This is a genomic window from Bacillus sp. Je.9.29.b (assembly GCF_051129925.1).
Classification (GTDB): Bacteria; Bacillota; Bacilli; order Bacillales; family Bacillaceae; genus Bacillus; species Bacillus safensis.
Window position 1 is genome coordinate 261766 of the sequence record NZ_JBCPSO010000001.1, and the last position, 15195, is coordinate 276960.

Consider the following 15195-nt stretch of genomic DNA (forward strand, 5'->3'; position numbering starts at 1 on the left):
GTTCCCGCTGGAATACTTTACGTTAAACAAAACCATAACAGCCAAAGAAGAAGGGCTGCTTTTAAAGGAATATTTAATTGATCTTGGCATTTCGAAAAGAATGCTGACGGATATTAAGTTTGATGGCGGTGACCTCCTCATTAATGGAGAGCATGTTACCGTGAAGTGCGAGCTGCATGAAGGGGACAGGCTCACCATTTTATTTCCCGAGGAAAAAGTGAGTGAAGGACTGAAGCCTGCACCGATTCCGCTTGATATTATATTTGAGGACGAGCATGTCCTTGTGCTGAATAAAAGGCCGTATATTCCTTCGATCCCTTCTCGGGAGCACCCTGAGCACAGTATTGCGAATGGATTGCTGCATCATTATGCCAAGCAGTCTGTTCGGCATACGGTTCATTTGGTGAACCGTCTTGATCGTGACACATCTGGCGTCATGCTTGTGGCGAAGCATCGCTTTGCCCATAGCCTTTTATCAAAGGCGCAAAAAAGTGGAGCGGTTAAGCGAACATACAGAGCGTTTACACATGGCATGATCACAGAAAAACAGGGAACGATCGCTGCAAAAATTGCCCGAAAAGGGGATAGTATTATCGAGCGGATGGTTGATGATACTGGGCAGGAGGCAGTGACGCATTATTCCGTGCGAGCGGTAATCGCCGAGTTGAACATGTCGGATGTGTCTCTCTCGCTTGAAACCGGGAGAACACATCAAATTCGTGTTCATATGCAATTTCTTGGGTATCCGCTCATCGGAGATACGCTGTATGGCGGAACGGCCGAGCGGATGGACCGGCAGGCACTGCATAGTGAAACCCTTGTATTTCCTCATCCGATGACAGGTGAGCAAATGACATTTTCAGCCCCGCTTCCTGATGATATGAAATCATTGCTTTTTTAAATAGAGAACCCGGTCACCTGCAGCGCAGGGCCGGGTTTTTTATGATGTGAAATGCTGAAATCTTGACTCATCATAAGGCATGGATGAAGGAACGGAGACCGTTTTAAGCTCAGGGTATGTGAGGGCAGACAGCTTGTTGCCAAATACGCAGCCTGTGTCAATATTGACGGTTCTGCCAACGAATCGAGGTTCTTTCACTGGTGTATGGCCATACACAATCCACGGTTTTCCGTGATACTCCTTTGCCCAGTCCTTGCGAACAGGTCGTCCATCTGGCCATGTTTCTCCTGTGACGGCACCAAATAATAAATAGGACCGCATTTGTTTATTCGGCTTTTTTCCAATATCCTTTTCTTTCATCGCTGCGTGTGCAATGATCAGCTCATCAGGAATGAGTACATCATAAAGCGGAGCCTTCTCGAATAATTGCTTAAATTCATGTGACAATTTATTTTGTTCATGAATTGGCAGTTTTTTTATTTCGTTCACTGTGGTTTCGATGCCATGAAGCAATTTGACGGGATTTCCTTTTAAGTAACGATAAAGCTTAAAGCAATGGTTGCCAGGTACATAGCGGATTGCGCCGTGTGAATAGGCATGAATGACAAATCGCATGACGTCTACTGACTGAGGTCCACGATCTGTTAGATCACCAACAAGGGCCAGCGTTCTCTTATCAGGATGGATGGGTAATCCATGTTTGAGTTCGTATCCTAGTTTGTGTATGAGGGTAAGCAGCTCTTCGTAGCAGCCGTGGATATCGCCAATGATATCGAATTTCATAAGGTTTCCTCCTGATTTTTTTCATCCATTCGTCGGATATAAAGAAGTTTGAATTTTAGAAAATATAACGAATGGCTTTCATTTCATTTGGGCAATTGTTAGAATCAATGCTTTAACGTAAGACTTAAAAATTAAACATGAATGTTAGGAGGCTTTAGCCAATGGAGCATACATCTGTTTCATCACTCGTTGTCGTTATCATTGTCGCCTTTTTCACCCCTATTTTATTGCACCGATTTAAGCTGACCATTCCGGTCGTTGTAGCTGAAATCATCATGGGGCTCATCATTGGGAAAAGCGGTCTTCAACTGGTTGTCGAACATGATGCGTGGTTAGATACATTATCCATGCTCGGTTTTATTTTTCTGATGTTTTTAAGTGGACTTGAAATAGATTTTTCTTCTTTTGAGTCAAAGAAGAAAGCACGAGAACTTCCAAATGGTTTAAAAGAACCAAATACATTTAAAGCTGCCACCATTATTTTTCTTGGGGTATTTTGTATTTCTTTTATTCTGTCCTATGCGTTTGTACTCGCAGGGTTTATCCAAAATGCCTTTTTAATGACGCTCATTATCTCTACCATCTCATTAGGCGTAGTGGTTCCAACATTAAAAGAGGAAAAGTTGATGCAGACGAATATCGGTCAAATCATTCTGCTTGTAGCTGTCATTGCCGATTTGGTCACGATGATTTTGCTTGCTGTGTTTTCCTCCATTTATGGAGATGGAACAGGGAACATGTGGCTCCTGCTCTTATTATTTGCTGCAGGCATTCTTCTTTATTTATTTGGCCGCGTATTTAAGACAAAGTCAATTTTTCAGTCGATGTCTAAAGGAACCGTGCAAATTGGGACAAGGGCAATCTTTACTCTCATTATAGTCTTAGTTGCCTTATCTGAATCACTCGGGGCTGAAAATATTCTTGGGGCGTTTTTAGCTGGCGTGCTTGTGTCCCTTCTTTCGCCAAATAAAGAACTCGTTCAGCAACTGGACTCATTTGGCTACGGATTTTTAATCCCGATCTTTTTTGTGATGGTCGGAGTAGATCTGAATATATGGGCACTGTTTAAGGACCCAACCATCATGATCATGATTCCGCTGCTGTTTATTGCGCTGCTTATGAGTAAGCTCATCCCGATTCTTTATTTGAAAAAATGGTATGACATGAAAAAGGTCATTGGCTCCGGCTTTTTATTAACTTCAACGCTATCTCTCGTCATTGCAGCTGCGACGATTGGTGAGCGGCTAGGTGTCATTGATCATAAAATGTCAGGAGCGCTGATTTTAGTTGCTGTGCTAACGAGTATTTTAACACCTGTTTGGTTTAAAGCGCTGTTTAAAAAAGAACAAGCGGCAAGCCATAAGAAGCGTGTGACCTTTATTGGAGCAAATCAGCTGACCTTACCTGTCACACTTGATTTACATCAAGATGAATATGACATTCGGATTTTGCATGTGTTTCAAGAAAATAAGGAAGCACTGCTGGCAGACTCTATCTTTGAAGTCGAATCAATTGAACAATACGACGATGAGACGCTGAGAAAGGCAGGCGTCGGTCAAGAGGATGTCCTTGTCGTCGCAACAGGCAGTGAGACGAAAAATAAGGAAATTGCTTTATTTGCAAAAGAAGAAGGAGCGAAACAAGTCATTGCAAGTGTCAACAAAGCAGAGGCAGAGCTGACATTGAAGGAAGCGGGCATTGATACGTTTTCTACTTTCCTTTCATCTAAAACGGTGCTAAGAGCTTTGATTGAAGCACCTGATGCGATTCGATTGCTAACAAATGAGGATTCTTCTTTGTATCAAATTCAAATGAACAATCATCGTTATCATAATGTCATGCTGAGAGAATTTCCTTTCACCGGTGATTTGGTATTTGTCCGCATTTTCAGAGGGATAGACAGCTTAGTACCGCATGGAGATACGACACTCAGAAGCGGCGACCGTGTGCTTGTATCGGGCTCTCGTGAGTATGTGGCAGGACTAAGAGCCCAATTAGAATGACAATGAACCCTTGACCAATGAACAATTCCTGATTAAGATAGAGGTACAACATCATATATTTGATCCACTAGGGGAGTCCTTTAAAAGGGCTGAGATAAAAGTGTTCACTTTTAGACCCTCATTACCTGAACAGGTTCATACCTGCGTAGGGAAGTGGTGCGGTTTTTGACTATGCTTTTTACAAATTCCAAGCCACTTTCCACGCGGAAAGTGGCTTTTTTATATGGAAAAACAGGAGGAGAGGAACATGACGTTTTCAACAGAATGTAAAGAGGCTGCAGCAACATGGTGGAATGGAAGCTTTACACATCCTTTTGTCAAAGGGATTGGAGATGGAACACTTTCACTCGATCGTTTCACCTATTACGTGATGCAGGATTCTTATTATTTAACTCATTTTGCAAAGGTGCAGGCATATGGAGCGGCGATGAGTGAGGACTTACATACGACGGGCAGAATGGCGTATCATGCCCAGGGCACGTATGAAGCAGAGCTGTCGCTGCATAGGAAATTTACAGAGCTTCTGCAAATTTCTGATGAAGCCATTGAGAACTTTAAGCCTTCTCCCACTGCTTATGCGTATACCTCTCATATGTACCGATCTGTAAAAAGTGGACGGTTTGAAGAGATTTTAGCCGCGTTATTACCGTGTTACTGGCTCTATTATGAGGTAGGTGAAAAGCTGAAACAAACAACACCTGACCATCCAATTTACCAAGAATGGATTTTGACATACGGAGGCGATTGGTTTAAGGAACTCGTCTTCGAACAAGTGAACCGCTTTGATGAACTAGCAGAAAAAGCACCAGACCATGTACGGGCCAATATGAAAGAAAATTTCGTGATTTCAAGCTATTATGAATATCACTTTTGGGAGATGGCGTATCAAAAAGAAATGTGGCAAACAGCTTGCTTAGATGGGGTTGGTGCAAATGGAACTCCACGCAGTGACAAATGATTCCCTTTCTGCGGGTGAACTGATCAAACAAATAAAAGCCATAGCGTCTGAAGTGGATTTTATTCATATTCGGGAACGGTCTAAAACAGCAAGTGAGCTTGTTGATCTCGTGAAGAATCTCCTTTTAGAAGGTGTGCCGAAAGAAAAGCTCGTGATCAATGACCGAGTAGACGTTGCACTGCTTACCAATATTCACAGGGTGCATCTCCCGGGCCACAGCTTTTCGCCAAAAGAACTGCGAAAAAAATTTCCTCACCTTCATGCGGGAGTATCTGTCCATTCGATAGAAGAAGCGAAAGCAGCAGAGAAAAATGGAGCAGAGTATGTCATGTTTGGGCACATATATGCTACCTCTTGTAAACCAGGACTTCAGGCAAGAGGTGTACAGCTTGTGAAAGAACTGACTTCTGCACTAACGATTCCAGTGATGGCCATCGGCGGGGTGACCCCAGAACGAGTTCCAGAATTGAAACAAGCAAATGTGAAAGGAATTGCTGTCATGTCTGGGATTTTTGCTCATCATCAGCCGCGTATGATGGCACAAGCATTTTCTGAAAAGGTAAAGGAGAATCCTTATGAAAAAGCATTATGACGTTGCAATCATTGGTGGTGGAATCATAGGGGTCTCCATCGCCTATCACCTTGCAAAAGCAGGAAAACAGGTGGTCTTATTTGAAGCGAGTGGGATAGGGAAGCAAACGACAAGTGCGGCTGCCGGGATGCTCGGTGCACATGCTGAAGGAGAGGGTCATGAGGATGTTTTCTTTCAGGCAGGCAGAGCAAGCCAGGCATTGTACGAAAAATTAAAAGTCGATCTTCTGCATGAATCAGGCATTGATATTCGAACTTCAGCGGGCGGTATCATGAAGGTCGCCTTTACAGAAGAAGAGAAACAAGCCCTTTGCCGGATGCAGCATTTGTCTACATTTAAATGGCTTGACGCTAGCAGCGTAAAAAAATGTATGCCTCAAGTTACAGATCACATGCTGGGAGCAGGTTTGATTGAAGAGGATGTGCATGTGGAGCCTTACGCTGTATGCAGGGCTTTATGGCAGGCGGCGGTCCGGTACGGAGCAGATGTGAAAGAGTGTACACCTGTTATCGATGTGAAGCGGGGCAAAGAAGCGTTAACTGTCAGAACAACGAAGGGCACATTCACATGTGATGATCTGACAATCGCAAGTGGTGTATGGTCTGGCCGTTTTTTTGAAGAACTCGGATTATCGCATTCTCTTTATCCAGTAAAAGGGGAATGTGTGTCTGTATGGAATAATGGTCCGGCGCTCGCACACACCATTTATCATGATCATTGTTATATCGTTCAGCGAGATAGCGGAAAGCTTGTTATCGGCGCAACAATGAAGCCAAACGAGTGGCAGGCTGTTCCAACGCTTGGCGGCATGGAAGCTGTGATTCAAAAGGCGTCTCAGCTTATGCCTTCTATTAAGGAGATGCCGATTGAAGAGTGCTGGGCAGGCCTTCGTCCGGCGACAAACGATCGGCATCCCTATATCGGAAGACATCCAGAAGACAAGCGTATTCTTTTTGCTGCAGGGCATTACAGGAATGGCATTTTACTTGCGCCGATTACTGGAGAAATCATTCGTGACCTGATATTAGACGAACCGGTCAAAGAGGAATGGCTACACGCGTTTCGTATTGGACGAAAGGAGGCACTATTCGTATGAAGATTCAATTGAATGGCAGAATCGTTGATTTCGATCAAGAGAATGGAACGATCTATGATCTGCTATCAGCCTATCAGCTTGAAAACCGTGTGGTGATCGTTGAAAAGAACCATGAAATCATTGATAAAGAAGCGTTTCAACAAGTAGAAATTCAACCAAATGACACGATTGAAATCGTTCATTTCGTAGGAGGAGGATGATCCAATGCTGCACATTGGCGGAAAAACATTCACATCAAGACTATTACTCGGAACAGGAAAGTACCCATCATTTGAGGTTCAAAAAGAAGCGGTGAACGTATCGGAAGCCGAAATTTTAACCTTTGCTGTCAGAAGAATGAACATATTCGAAGCATCTCAGCCTAATTTTTTGGAGCAGCTTGATTTATCAAAATATACGCTGCTTCCGAATACAGCTGGAGCAAGTACAGCAGAAGAGGCAGTGCGTATTGCCCGTTTAGCAAAGGCTTCTGGACTTTGTGACATGATCAAGGTAGAAGTCATTGGCTGTTCAAGGTCTCTTTTGCCAGATCCAGTTGAAACATTAAAAGCATCTGAAATGCTGCTCGAGGAAGGATTTATCGTGCTGCCATATACATCTGATGATGTGGTGCTGGCAAGAAAATTAGAAGAACTCGGTGTCCATGCCATCATGCCAGGTGCTTCACCAATTGGTTCAGGCCAAGGCTTACTAAATCCTTTGAATCTCTCATTTATTATTGAGCAGGCGAAGGTGCCGGTCATTATTGATGCTGGCGTAGGTTCTCCGAAGGATGCAGCTTATGCGATGGAGCTTGGAGCAGACGCTGTATTACTAAATACCGCTGTCTCTGGTGCAAAGGATCCTGTGAAAATGGCAAAAGCAATGAAACTGGCGATTGAATCAGGAAGACTAGGCTATGAGGCAGGACGTATTCCGCTAAAAAACTATGGGACAGCGAGCAGTCCACAGGAAGGAATGCCGTCATTTTGAGCACTCGTTATTCACGCCAAGAGCTTTTTCAGCCAATCGGAACAGAGGGGCAAAAGCGGCTAAATGACTCAAAGGCGATCATTATTGGAGCGGGGGCACTTGGAACCGCAAGTGCTGAAATGCTCGTTCGTGCCGGCGTTGGATCTGTCACCATTTTGGACCGAGATTATATTGAATGGAGCAACCTTCAGCGTCAGCAGCTTTACACGGAGCAAGACGTGAAGGATCGGCTGCCAAAGGCTGTAGCGGCTGAAAAAAGACTCAAGCAAGTAAACAGTGACGTGCACATCAAAGGAATCGTAATCGATGTGACTGCTCACAATATTGACGAACTTGTCAGTGAGGCTTCAATCATTGTCGATGCAGCGGATAATTTTGAGGTAAGAATGATCGCAAATGATGCCGCTGTCAAACATCAAATTCCGTTCCTTTATGGGGCCTGTGTAGCAAGTTACGGCATTCAATTCACAGTGATCCCTGGTGAGACGCCGTGTTTACACTGTCTGCTTGAACATTTACCCGCACAAGGCATGACATGTGATACAGCAGGTATCATTAGTCCAGTTGTGCAGCAAGTGGCGGCATATCAAGTGGCAGATGCACTTAAATATTTAACAGGACATCAAGTGACTCCAATTTTAAAATCCTTCGATTTATGGAAAAATGAACGGTCTGACATTCGGTCGGCCGCGTCTTTAAAGAAGAAGCAATGTCCAAGCTGTGGACTAAAGACCTATCCATTTCTTTCATATGACAAGAGAGCGAAGGCAGATGTACTATGCGGCCGCAATACGGTACAAATCCGCAGTGCAGCAGAAACACCGCCGCCTTTACATGAAGTAGCTCTTCGGTTAAAAAAAGCAGGGATGGATGTGCTTGAGAATCCATATTTGCTTTCGTGTCAAAAGGATGAGTTTAAGCTTGTCTTATTTAAAGATGGCAGAGCGCTTGTTCATGGTACGAATGATATTTCTAAAGCAAGAACCATTTATCATCAATGGATTGGCTAATGAGAGGTGTGAAGAAATGACGATCAAAAAAGCATTCACAATCGCGGGTTCTGATTCTGGCGGCGGAGCAGGCATTCAGGCAGATTTGAAAACTTTTCAGGAGCTCGGTGTGTACGGAATGTCTGCGATCACGGCGATTACTGCGCAAAACACACTAGGTGTTCACGGGATATACCCGCTTTCAATTGAGGCGTTAGAGCGTCAAATAGATGCAGTGGCAGAAGACTTACTGCCAGATGCCGTCAAAACAGGGATGCTGTGGAGTGCAGACATGATCAAGATCGTAGCTGAAAAAACGATTCAATATGATATGAAGCTGATTGTAGATCCAGTCATGATCGCAAAAGGAGGGGCCTCTTTATTAAATGAAGATGCGGTCTCTGCGATGAAAACACACTTGCTGCCTGTCAGCTATGCTGTAACGCCGAATCTTCCTGAAGCAGAAGTACTGACAGGGATACAAATTCAGACGAAAAAGGACCGCTATCTGGCAGCGGAGCGCCTTTATGAGCTCGGTACGAAACATGTCGTGATCAAAGGCGGCCATGGGCCATCTGATGGGATGATTACAGATCTGCTGTATGATGGAAAAGGCTTTATTGAAGTCACAAATGAACATATTGATACACCGCATACACATGGCACAGGCTGCACGTTTGCAGCAGCATTAACAGCTGAAATTGCGAAAGGATATTCGATGCAAAAAGCCTTTGAAACAGCAGAAACCTTTGTTCATGAAGCCATTAAATTCCCTTTGCGTATTGGAGCTGGACACGGACCTACGAACCATTTTGCTTATCAGCAAAACAGAATCAAACGATAAGGGTATCGAACCGTCTTCACTTGTGAGGGCGGTTTTTTCGCGAAAATGAAACTTTCTTTCAGCGGAAATTGTCATTCTCTTATGATCTGTGATAATATTATGATCAGGTACTAATACTATGTCTTGAAAAAATAGGAGGCTTTATTACATATGAACTTTTCTTTAGAAGGCCGTAATATCGTGGTGATGGGTGTTGCCAATAAACGAAGCATCGCTTGGGGAATTGCCCGCTCACTTCATGAAGCTGGAGCTCGTTTGATTTTTACTTATGTTGGAGATCGTCTTGCTGAATCGGTAAAAGAGCTGGCAAGCACACTTGAGCGTGATGATTCAATCATTCTTCCATGTGATGTGACAAGTGATGAAGAAATCGAAAAATGTTTTGCTGCAATTAAAGAAAAAGTACAAGTCATTCATGGCGTTGCGCATGCCATTGCATTTGCAAACAAGGAAGAGCTTGTTGGCGAATACTTGAACACGAACCGTGAAGGTTTCCTTTTGGCGCACAACATTAGTGCATACTCATTAACTGCTGTAGCAAAAGCAGCACGTCCATTAATGACAGAGGGTGGAAGCATTGTGACGCTTACATACCTAGGCGGAGAACGTGTTGTATCAAACTACAACGTAATGGGTGTAGCGAAAGCATCACTTGAAGCAAGTGTGAAATATTTAGCAGCTGATTTAGGCGCAGAAGGCATCCGCGTGAACAGTATTTCTGCTGGTCCAATTCGTACGTTATCTGCAAAGGGCATCAGCGGCTTTAATACCATTCTGAAGGATATCGAAGAGCGCGCACCACTTCGCCGTACAACAACTCCTGAAGAAGTTGGCGATACCGCTCTATTCTTATTCAGTGATCTATCTCGCGGCATGACAGGTGAGAATCTGCATGTTGATTCCGGCTTCCATATCATTGCCCGCTAAACGAATACATGACTTGCAGCATACCGATGAAGGGTATGCTGTTTTTTTATTTTTCTTCTGATTTAAGGCCTCCGTTCATATATATAAGGAATGAATCATTCGGGAGGGATTAGTATGTCAAATAAAGGTGATGAGAATCAAAAGCCGCTGATGTATATTGTTCAGCCGAGCTATCATGAATCAAAGCCGGCCATGCAAAATATTGTGAGAAAGCGAAAGAAATCAGAAAAACAGCCAGAAAGTGATACCACTGCAAAAGACGTGATCGAAGAAAGCACGCAGGAGGAGCCTGCAGCTCAAGAAATAGAGCATAAAAAAGAAGCCGAGCCGCCTAAACTTCAACATGAACGAGATATGACACAAGAAGTTGAGTTTACAGAAGAACAAGAGATCCCACAAGAAGCCGAGCCTGCACAGGAACAAGAGATCACAGAAGAAGCCGAGCCAGCGCAGGAACAAGAGATCTCACAAGAACTAGAGCTCATACAAAAGCGAGAGTCTCAAGAAGAAGAGGGAAACCAGCCAGAAGGTGTCTTTCATGAAACAAAAGAAGAATCAAGAAGAAAACGAGTGAAAAAGCCTTTAAGTCAGATGAGTATTGATGAAAAAGTCGATTTTCTCACAAGACTGCCTCATAATATGCCAAGGGCTCTTTGTCTGATTGAAGCTGATGGTAAAACATATAGAGGAATCATCATGGATCGAAAAGATGATACAGTGATCATTCGTACAGCAGGCGGGGGAAATCCAGTTGAATTAGCGATTGCTGAGATTTCTTCCATTCACCCGCTAGGTTTTTAACTAATAAAAAAAGTCCCATTTAGGGACTTTTTTTGTTAGCAGTTACGATTGATGAGTCTTGGGTTTAGACACTCGATTGCGCAGAAGCAGTCAAGGTCTACTTCAACACAATACTTCGATTTTTCTAATCGGAACACATCACATAAGGAATCTTTATCTGTAAAATCTAAAATATGACGGTCTTTGTCAAATGCGATAAGCAAGCTGAGTGTTGCACAGTGATCACAGATATGTTCGACTCTGAAAAATGCAGTGCTGAAGCAAGGGCCTGCATCTACTTCTCCGACGTTTCCGAATGCGACGAATGGTTTTGATTTGGATGTAAAGAGAACAAACGGGACAGTGTCACCTAATGAATGTGATGGAGAAAGGAGATTGCTGTAACAGCTGGTCGGGCAATCTTCTTTGACAGCATTTTGCAAGTCGCTAATGTTTTCAACAGCCTCTGTTACACAGCTCCATGAATGATTGCGGCTCATATTCAACCCTCCTATACTAGGAAATTTGTTTGAGTGTTTGAGCACTGTCATCATCTTCAAGCTATCTATGCCGGCTCGTGCATCTACTTTTAACCAATGCGGAAGCGGCCGCTTCTTATGCTGACTGCTCCGCATCATTGGCTGTCTTTCGTGAGGAAGGGGATGCTTTGACTCATGACAAGTTAGATGAGCGGCCTGTTGATTTAGCCGTGGTGATGATGCTTTTTATCTTTTGATGGCATGACTCTGTCGACAAGCTCTGGGTTTAAGCATTGGATTGCGCAGAAGCAGTTTAAATCAACCTCAATACAAAAGTCCGTTTTTTCTAGACCAAAGAAGTCAGGGTCACAAGGGTGACACACGCTTAGCGTATGTCCGTGTACATCAACAGGTCTTAATACAGATAACGTAGCACAGCAGTCGTGTAATTTTTCAACCCGGAAGAAAATAGATTCGAAGCATTGGCAATCGTCAACGAATCCTCCGATGTTTCCGAAAGTAGAGAACAACCCGCCCTTTTTATCAAAAAGTAAAAACGGAATCGTATCTTTTCCAGAAACTGTTGGGCTTAATAAATTACTGTAGCAGCTCGTAGGACATTTATCTTCTACAGCTTCCTGCTCTGCTAAAATCTTATCAACCGCATCGCATACACAGTTTTCATCATGTCGGCCATGGTGTTTTCCGCAGCTCATGGATTTCAGCTCCTTTAACAAGGTATTTGACTTTAGTCCTTAACAACATATGTATGCGCCCGCTAGTTGGTGTGGGTAAATGACCATTTATATTTGATGTATTTTGATAAAAGGAAAAGCAGAGCTTTTCGCTCTGCTTTTGGACATTAGAGGATACCGATTGCAACGATTGTCGCAACAAGTGTTTGAGTAAGTGTTTGGATTGCGATAGAGATGTCCGCATCGATTGTAGATACTGTAACGTTTCTTGAATTTTCGATGACAAGTTTTTGGCGGTTTGTTTGTTTGTGAGTAGCAGCTTGTAAGAGATCCTGCGTGACGCGGTCTGCCAAATCACCGTCTGCGATTGAGATATTTGTAATCGTGATGATCGCTGTTTGAATCGCTACTTGGATAGATGCTGCAACCTGTGCATCAACAGAAGAGACGTTAATGTCACAAGAGTCTCTGACGATAATGACTTCTTCAGATGTCTGCTTTGTGAAACTTACTTGATCCAAGTCTTGTAAGACATTTTCATCATCATAATAGTCGTCACAAAGTGCTTTTCTTTCATAGTTGCAATCGTCGTGGTATCTGTGGTGTCCGTGGTGTCCGTGATGTGTACAGTTACGATCTAGAGCGACCCAAGAATATGGTTTAGAATCCATTTCTATTCCTCCTTCCGTTTACTTTATTAAATGCTGGAATGCGTGGTTTTGTCTCGGGCATTTACCCTAGCAGGCAACCCATTTTTATTTAATCGTTATTACGCTGCGCATCACGGCGCTGCTGAATACGATTTCGAAGTGAATTTCGTTTTGGACGTACTTTTGGTTCAGGCTCTTGTTCCGGCTGTTTTGCTGCCTCAGCCTGCCTTTTTTTCTCCTGCTGCTGTTCTACGAAATCATTTGCTTTCTTTTGCAAGTCCTCCACTAATTTCAAAATCATTCTTCTTTGATCATCTGAGATATTTGCTTTCTGATCATCAGTGATATTGTTTTTGTTTAACACATCACTTACAAGAAGACTTGTTAATGGATCAATATCAGTATTGATTTGAAACTCCTTTTTTTCGTTCTCTTCAGCCACGATGATTTCACCTCTTTCATACGTCATTAGAAAAAGAAAGGGTCAAAGAATGCCGGCTTCAACTAAGAGCACATTCAATGTTTGAGTGAGAATTTGGACGGAGTTCATAATGGATGCATCTGATAATGTAATCGTAATGTTATAGCAGTTGATGATTTGAATCACAGTTTTCTTTTGGACTTCCACTTGTTGCACAGCTAAAAGCTGGTCTGTGATGTCAGCAGCCAATTCATCGTCTGGTACAAGAATTTGGATTAAAAGAGTAATGATTGTCGTTACGGTCGCTTGAAGGGAGAGTGCAGCTGTTACATCTGTTTTATGAATTGTGACATTTTCGGAATCTTTGATCTCAATGAAATCATCATAATTGCTGATTAATTCGTTTAACAGTTGTGTATATAATATTTCAGCACTTTCTTCAATAGACAATACTTTCACTCCTTTCTTATCTATACATTATTTAATGCAGGAAGGACTCAAGGTGGAATCGGAAAGTGTGAAAAAGTACAACCCAATTTTATTTCCGCTCGATTCATCATGACGGTCTTTTTTCTTGCATATATAAAGAAAGGACGGAAAAAGAAGAAAGAAGGAGGTGGAGGCTTCTGAGCGGTGCTTTGTCATTTGTCGTGTTTGCCCTCGCATCCTTTAGACTGACGAGACTGATTGTGTTTGATACCATTACGGCCCCTTTCCGCCGTCTATTTCATGAAGAACAGGAAGAGGTAAACGAACAAGGTGAGGTCGAAACATATATCATCATTAAAGGGGAAGGACTGCGGTCTTGGGTTGGAGAACTGTTAAGCTGTTATTGGTGTACTGGCATATGGTGCACTGCTGCCTTACTTCTGATATACATACTTTTTCCTGTCATTAGTATGTGGCTTAATTTACTATTAGCGATTGCCGCAGCAGCAGGCATCATTGAAGCGGTCGTCTCAAAGCTTGTGAAATAAACAGGCATTCTGATCAGACACGCTTTCAACAAATGCATATACTATCATGGAATAGGAAAGGAAGGGTTGCGATGAAACCAAACGAAACGCCGTCACATACGCTTCAAGGTTATCCAGCGCAGTCAAATCAACAATCTGTATATACGAAGAAAATCAAGAAAACAGGCTGCGGCTGTGGAAACAAAAAGAAACCTCAATAGAAGAGAAAAACAAAAGCCGGATTTATCCGGTTTTTTTGTTGCCCTTTTTTTGAGTGATGCATATGTAAGAGAGAAGGGGTGACCAGAATGGATGCATTCGAACAATTAATCGGTTCCTTGTTCACTAAACCTCATGATGGGAAAGAACAAGCGCACGAGAAGGCTGAATTGGATCTAACGGATAAAGCGAATGATCTTGAGGAGCACTTAAAAGCATTTGGCGTGAAGATGGATGCTTTTGCGAAGGAAACAGAAGCATTCATGGTGCGTCATAGAGAGGCAGATTACATCTTTAAACAGCAGAAATAAAAATTCCGCACTTTTTTATGTGATCGTCCAAACCATTTCTTTCATTTTTCATACTTTGTAAGGGAGAAGAGGAGGTGCTTATATATGAGTTACGGTTACGGTGGCGGTTCTTGCGGCGGCTACGGTGGTGGCTACGGCGGCGGATATGGATCAACATTTGTTCTTGTCGTTGTGCTTTTCATCCTTTTAATCATCGTTGGTGCTTCTTTCTTTAACTACTAAAAAGTAAGAAGGTGAGGGAAGCAAGGGGGAAGCCTTTTGCTTTCCTTTCTCTTTGGTCAAACAAGGCTTTAGGATAGGCACATATCTCGCCTATTTTCATATAGTAAGGTGATTACTCCACAAAGAGGAGGCAAATGAATGGATAATAAATTCTTTAAAAGCGTAGAAAACAAAACCGGTGTGAATATGAATGATGTGTTTAAACTTGCAGGTTCTTTGCAAAATGCCAACTTTAAAGATGAGAATACCGTTCGAGGTGTCATTAAAAAAGTAGCACAGCTTGCGAACAAACGTGTACCTAAAGAAATGGAAGACAAAATCGTTCAATCGATTACAAGTGGAAAAGAAAAGCTTGATTTCAATACAATCTCTAAAATGATGAACAACAAAAAATAAA

At 42.8% G+C, this 15195-nt stretch carries 22 protein-coding genes and 1 riboswitch; of the genes, 16 read left to right on the forward strand and 6 right to left on the reverse strand.

What is annotated here, in order from left to right; translation table 11 throughout:
• Window positions 1-7 precede the first annotated feature (7 nt).
• The gene (locus AAZR19_RS01350) at window positions 8-901 is read left to right on the forward strand and encodes an RluA family pseudouridine synthase (RefSeq protein ID WP_202739259.1); all 894 of its coding nucleotides are present in this window, start codon (window positions 8-10) and stop codon (window positions 899-901) included.
• Between the two features lie 39 nt (window positions 902-940).
• On the opposite strand, the gene prpE is transcribed toward AAZR19_RS01350, so the two are convergent.
• Window positions 941-1684 carry a bis(5'-nucleosyl)-tetraphosphatase PrpE gene (prpE, locus tag AAZR19_RS01355; protein WP_349905189.1) on the reverse strand — a complete coding sequence of 248 codons (744 nt, stop codon included), beginning with the start codon at window positions 1682-1684 and terminating at the stop codon, window positions 941-943.
• 161 nt (window positions 1685-1845) lie between these two features.
• On the opposite strand from prpE, the gene AAZR19_RS01360 reads away from it, so the two are divergent.
• From AAZR19_RS01360 to AAZR19_RS01405, 10 genes are all read left to right on the forward strand, one after another.
• Entirely contained in the window at window positions 1846-3687 is a 1842-nt protein-coding gene (locus AAZR19_RS01360; protein WP_098676820.1) for a monovalent cation:proton antiporter family protein, read from the forward strand.
• A 59-nt stretch (window positions 3688-3746) separates the two neighbouring features.
• Window positions 3747-3856: riboswitch (TPP riboswitch) on the forward strand.
• Window positions 3857-3934: 78 nt separating this feature from the next.
• The gene (gene tenA / locus AAZR19_RS01365; RefSeq protein ID WP_041110154.1) at window positions 3935-4645 is read left to right on the forward strand and encodes a thiaminase II; all 711 of its coding nucleotides are present in this window, start codon (window positions 3935-3937) and stop codon (window positions 4643-4645) included.
• Window positions 4620-5237 carry a thiazole tautomerase TenI gene (gene tenI, locus AAZR19_RS01370; RefSeq protein ID WP_197203159.1) on the forward strand — a complete coding sequence of 206 codons (618 nt, stop codon included), beginning with the start codon at window positions 4620-4622 and terminating at the stop codon, window positions 5235-5237. The genes tenA and tenI overlap by 26 nt, the downstream gene beginning before the upstream one ends.
• A complete protein-coding gene (gene thiO / locus AAZR19_RS01375; protein WP_197203158.1) occupies window positions 5221-6333 on the forward strand; it encodes a glycine oxidase ThiO in 1113 nt (370 codons plus the stop codon). Before tenI ends, thiO begins: the two co-directional genes overlap by 17 nt.
• Complete coding sequence (thiS, locus tag AAZR19_RS01380) at window positions 6330-6533, forward strand: sulfur carrier protein ThiS (RefSeq protein ID WP_024426466.1); 204 nt, start codon at window positions 6330-6332, stop codon at window positions 6531-6533. Before thiO ends, thiS begins: the two co-directional genes overlap by 4 nt.
• A 4-nt stretch (window positions 6534-6537) precedes the next feature.
• On the forward strand, window positions 6538-7305 hold the full coding sequence (locus tag AAZR19_RS01385; RefSeq protein WP_025093416.1) for a thiazole synthase: 768 nt from the start codon (window positions 6538-6540) through the stop codon (window positions 7303-7305).
• Complete coding sequence (locus AAZR19_RS01390; RefSeq protein ID WP_087975594.1) at window positions 7302-8315, forward strand: thiazole biosynthesis adenylyltransferase ThiF; 1014 nt, start codon at window positions 7302-7304, stop codon at window positions 8313-8315. The genes AAZR19_RS01385 and AAZR19_RS01390 overlap by 4 nt, the downstream gene beginning before the upstream one ends.
• 16 nt (window positions 8316-8331) lie before the next feature.
• Complete coding sequence (gene thiD, locus AAZR19_RS01395) at window positions 8332-9138, forward strand: bifunctional hydroxymethylpyrimidine kinase/phosphomethylpyrimidine kinase (protein WP_076840877.1); 807 nt, start codon at window positions 8332-8334, stop codon at window positions 9136-9138.
• Between the two features lie 150 nt (window positions 9139-9288).
• A complete protein-coding gene (gene fabI / locus AAZR19_RS01400; protein WP_024425017.1) occupies window positions 9289-10065 on the forward strand; it encodes an enoyl-ACP reductase FabI in 777 nt (258 codons plus the stop codon).
• A 114-nt stretch (window positions 10066-10179) separates the two neighbouring features.
• On the forward strand, window positions 10180-10866 hold the full coding sequence (locus AAZR19_RS01405; protein WP_197203157.1) for a CotO family spore coat protein: 687 nt from the start codon (window positions 10180-10182) through the stop codon (window positions 10864-10866).
• A gap of 35 nt (window positions 10867-10901) precedes the next feature.
• Here the strand turns inward: AAZR19_RS01405 and AAZR19_RS01410 are convergent, their stop codons facing one another.
• From AAZR19_RS01410 to AAZR19_RS01430, 5 genes are all read right to left on the reverse strand, one after another.
• Window positions 10902-11345 (reverse strand): CotY/CotZ family spore coat protein, encoded by a 444-nt coding sequence (locus tag AAZR19_RS01410; protein ID WP_024426462.1) that lies wholly within the window; start codon window positions 11343-11345, stop codon window positions 10902-10904.
• Between the two features lie 203 nt (window positions 11346-11548).
• The gene (locus AAZR19_RS01415; protein WP_003211658.1) at window positions 11549-12040 is read right to left on the reverse strand and encodes a CotY/CotZ family spore coat protein; all 492 of its coding nucleotides are present in this window, start codon (window positions 12038-12040) and stop codon (window positions 11549-11551) included.
• Window positions 12041-12186: 146 nt separating this feature from the next.
• Window positions 12187-12690: a spore coat protein gene (locus AAZR19_RS01420; RefSeq protein WP_041110160.1), complete on the reverse strand. Its 504-nt coding sequence runs from the start codon at window positions 12688-12690 to the stop codon at window positions 12187-12189.
• A gap of 88 nt (window positions 12691-12778) precedes the next feature.
• Window positions 12779-13111 carry a hypothetical protein gene (locus tag AAZR19_RS01425; RefSeq protein ID WP_041110161.1) on the reverse strand — a complete coding sequence of 111 codons (333 nt, stop codon included), beginning with the start codon at window positions 13109-13111 and terminating at the stop codon, window positions 12779-12781.
• Window positions 13112-13153: 42 nt separating this feature from the next.
• On the reverse strand, window positions 13154-13549 hold the full coding sequence (locus AAZR19_RS01430; protein WP_224426357.1) for a spore coat protein: 396 nt from the start codon (window positions 13547-13549) through the stop codon (window positions 13154-13156).
• 167 nt (window positions 13550-13716) lie between these two features.
• Between AAZR19_RS01430 and AAZR19_RS01435 the strand changes: the two genes are divergently transcribed.
• The 5 genes from AAZR19_RS01435 (at window position 13717) to AAZR19_RS01455 (ending at window position 15194) form a co-directional block, all read left to right on the forward strand.
• Window positions 13717-14067: a DUF1360 domain-containing protein gene (locus AAZR19_RS01435; protein WP_024426459.1), complete on the forward strand. Its 351-nt coding sequence runs from the start codon at window positions 13717-13719 to the stop codon at window positions 14065-14067.
• Between the two features lie 71 nt (window positions 14068-14138).
• Entirely contained in the window at window positions 14139-14267 is a 129-nt protein-coding gene (locus AAZR19_RS01440; protein WP_255290946.1) for a hypothetical protein, read from the forward strand.
• Window positions 14268-14354: 87 nt separating this feature from the next.
• Complete coding sequence (locus AAZR19_RS01445; RefSeq protein ID WP_041110165.1) at window positions 14355-14576, forward strand: hypothetical protein; 222 nt, start codon at window positions 14355-14357, stop codon at window positions 14574-14576.
• Window positions 14577-14660: 84 nt separating this feature from the next.
• Entirely contained in the window at window positions 14661-14798 is a 138-nt protein-coding gene (locus tag AAZR19_RS01450) for a YjcZ family sporulation protein (RefSeq protein ID WP_024426457.1), read from the forward strand.
• 138 nt (window positions 14799-14936) lie between these two features.
• The gene (locus tag AAZR19_RS01455; protein ID WP_034282022.1) at window positions 14937-15194 is read left to right on the forward strand and encodes a stage VI sporulation protein F; all 258 of its coding nucleotides are present in this window, start codon (window positions 14937-14939) and stop codon (window positions 15192-15194) included.
• Window position 15195 lies beyond the last annotated feature (1 nt).

Excerpts from the sequence above, each read along its gene's own strand:
- prpE (WP_349905189.1), bottom strand. The coding sequence starts at position 1,684 with ATGAAATTCGATATCATTGGCGATATCCACGGCTGCTACGAAGAGCTG.
- AAZR19_RS01360 (WP_098676820.1), top strand. The coding sequence starts at position 1,846 with ATGGAGCATACATCTGTTTCATCACTCGTTGTCGTTATCATTGTCGCC.
- tenA (WP_041110154.1), top strand. The coding sequence starts at position 3,935 with ATGACGTTTTCAACAGAATGTAAAGAGGCTGCAGCAACATGGTGGAAT.
- tenI (WP_197203159.1), top strand. The coding sequence starts at position 4,620 with ATGGAACTCCACGCAGTGACAAATGATTCCCTTTCTGCGGGTGAACTG.
- thiO (WP_197203158.1), top strand. The coding sequence starts at position 5,221 with ATGAAAAAGCATTATGACGTTGCAATCATTGGTGGTGGAATCATAGGG.
- thiS (WP_024426466.1), top strand. The coding sequence starts at position 6,330 with ATGAAGATTCAATTGAATGGCAGAATCGTTGATTTCGATCAAGAGAAT.
- AAZR19_RS01385 (WP_025093416.1), top strand. The coding sequence starts at position 6,538 with ATGCTGCACATTGGCGGAAAAACATTCACATCAAGACTATTACTCGGA.
- thiD (WP_076840877.1), top strand. The coding sequence starts at position 8,332 with ATGACGATCAAAAAAGCATTCACAATCGCGGGTTCTGATTCTGGCGGC.
- fabI (WP_024425017.1), top strand. The coding sequence starts at position 9,289 with ATGAACTTTTCTTTAGAAGGCCGTAATATCGTGGTGATGGGTGTTGCC.
- AAZR19_RS01405 (WP_197203157.1), top strand. The coding sequence starts at position 10,180 with ATGTCAAATAAAGGTGATGAGAATCAAAAGCCGCTGATGTATATTGTT.
- AAZR19_RS01410 (WP_024426462.1), bottom strand. The coding sequence starts at position 11,345 with ATGAGCCGCAATCATTCATGGAGCTGTGTAACAGAGGCTGTTGAAAAC.
- AAZR19_RS01415 (WP_003211658.1), bottom strand. The coding sequence starts at position 12,040 with ATGAGCTGCGGAAAACACCATGGCCGACATGATGAAAACTGTGTATGC.
- AAZR19_RS01420 (WP_041110160.1), bottom strand. The coding sequence starts at position 12,690 with ATGGATTCTAAACCATATTCTTGGGTCGCTCTAGATCGTAACTGTACA.
- AAZR19_RS01440 (WP_255290946.1), top strand. The coding sequence starts at position 14,139 with ATGAAACCAAACGAAACGCCGTCACATACGCTTCAAGGTTATCCAGCG.
- AAZR19_RS01445 (WP_041110165.1), top strand. The coding sequence starts at position 14,355 with ATGGATGCATTCGAACAATTAATCGGTTCCTTGTTCACTAAACCTCAT.
- AAZR19_RS01450 (WP_024426457.1), top strand. The coding sequence starts at position 14,661 with ATGAGTTACGGTTACGGTGGCGGTTCTTGCGGCGGCTACGGTGGTGGC.
- AAZR19_RS01455 (WP_034282022.1), top strand. The coding sequence starts at position 14,937 with ATGGATAATAAATTCTTTAAAAGCGTAGAAAACAAAACCGGTGTGAAT.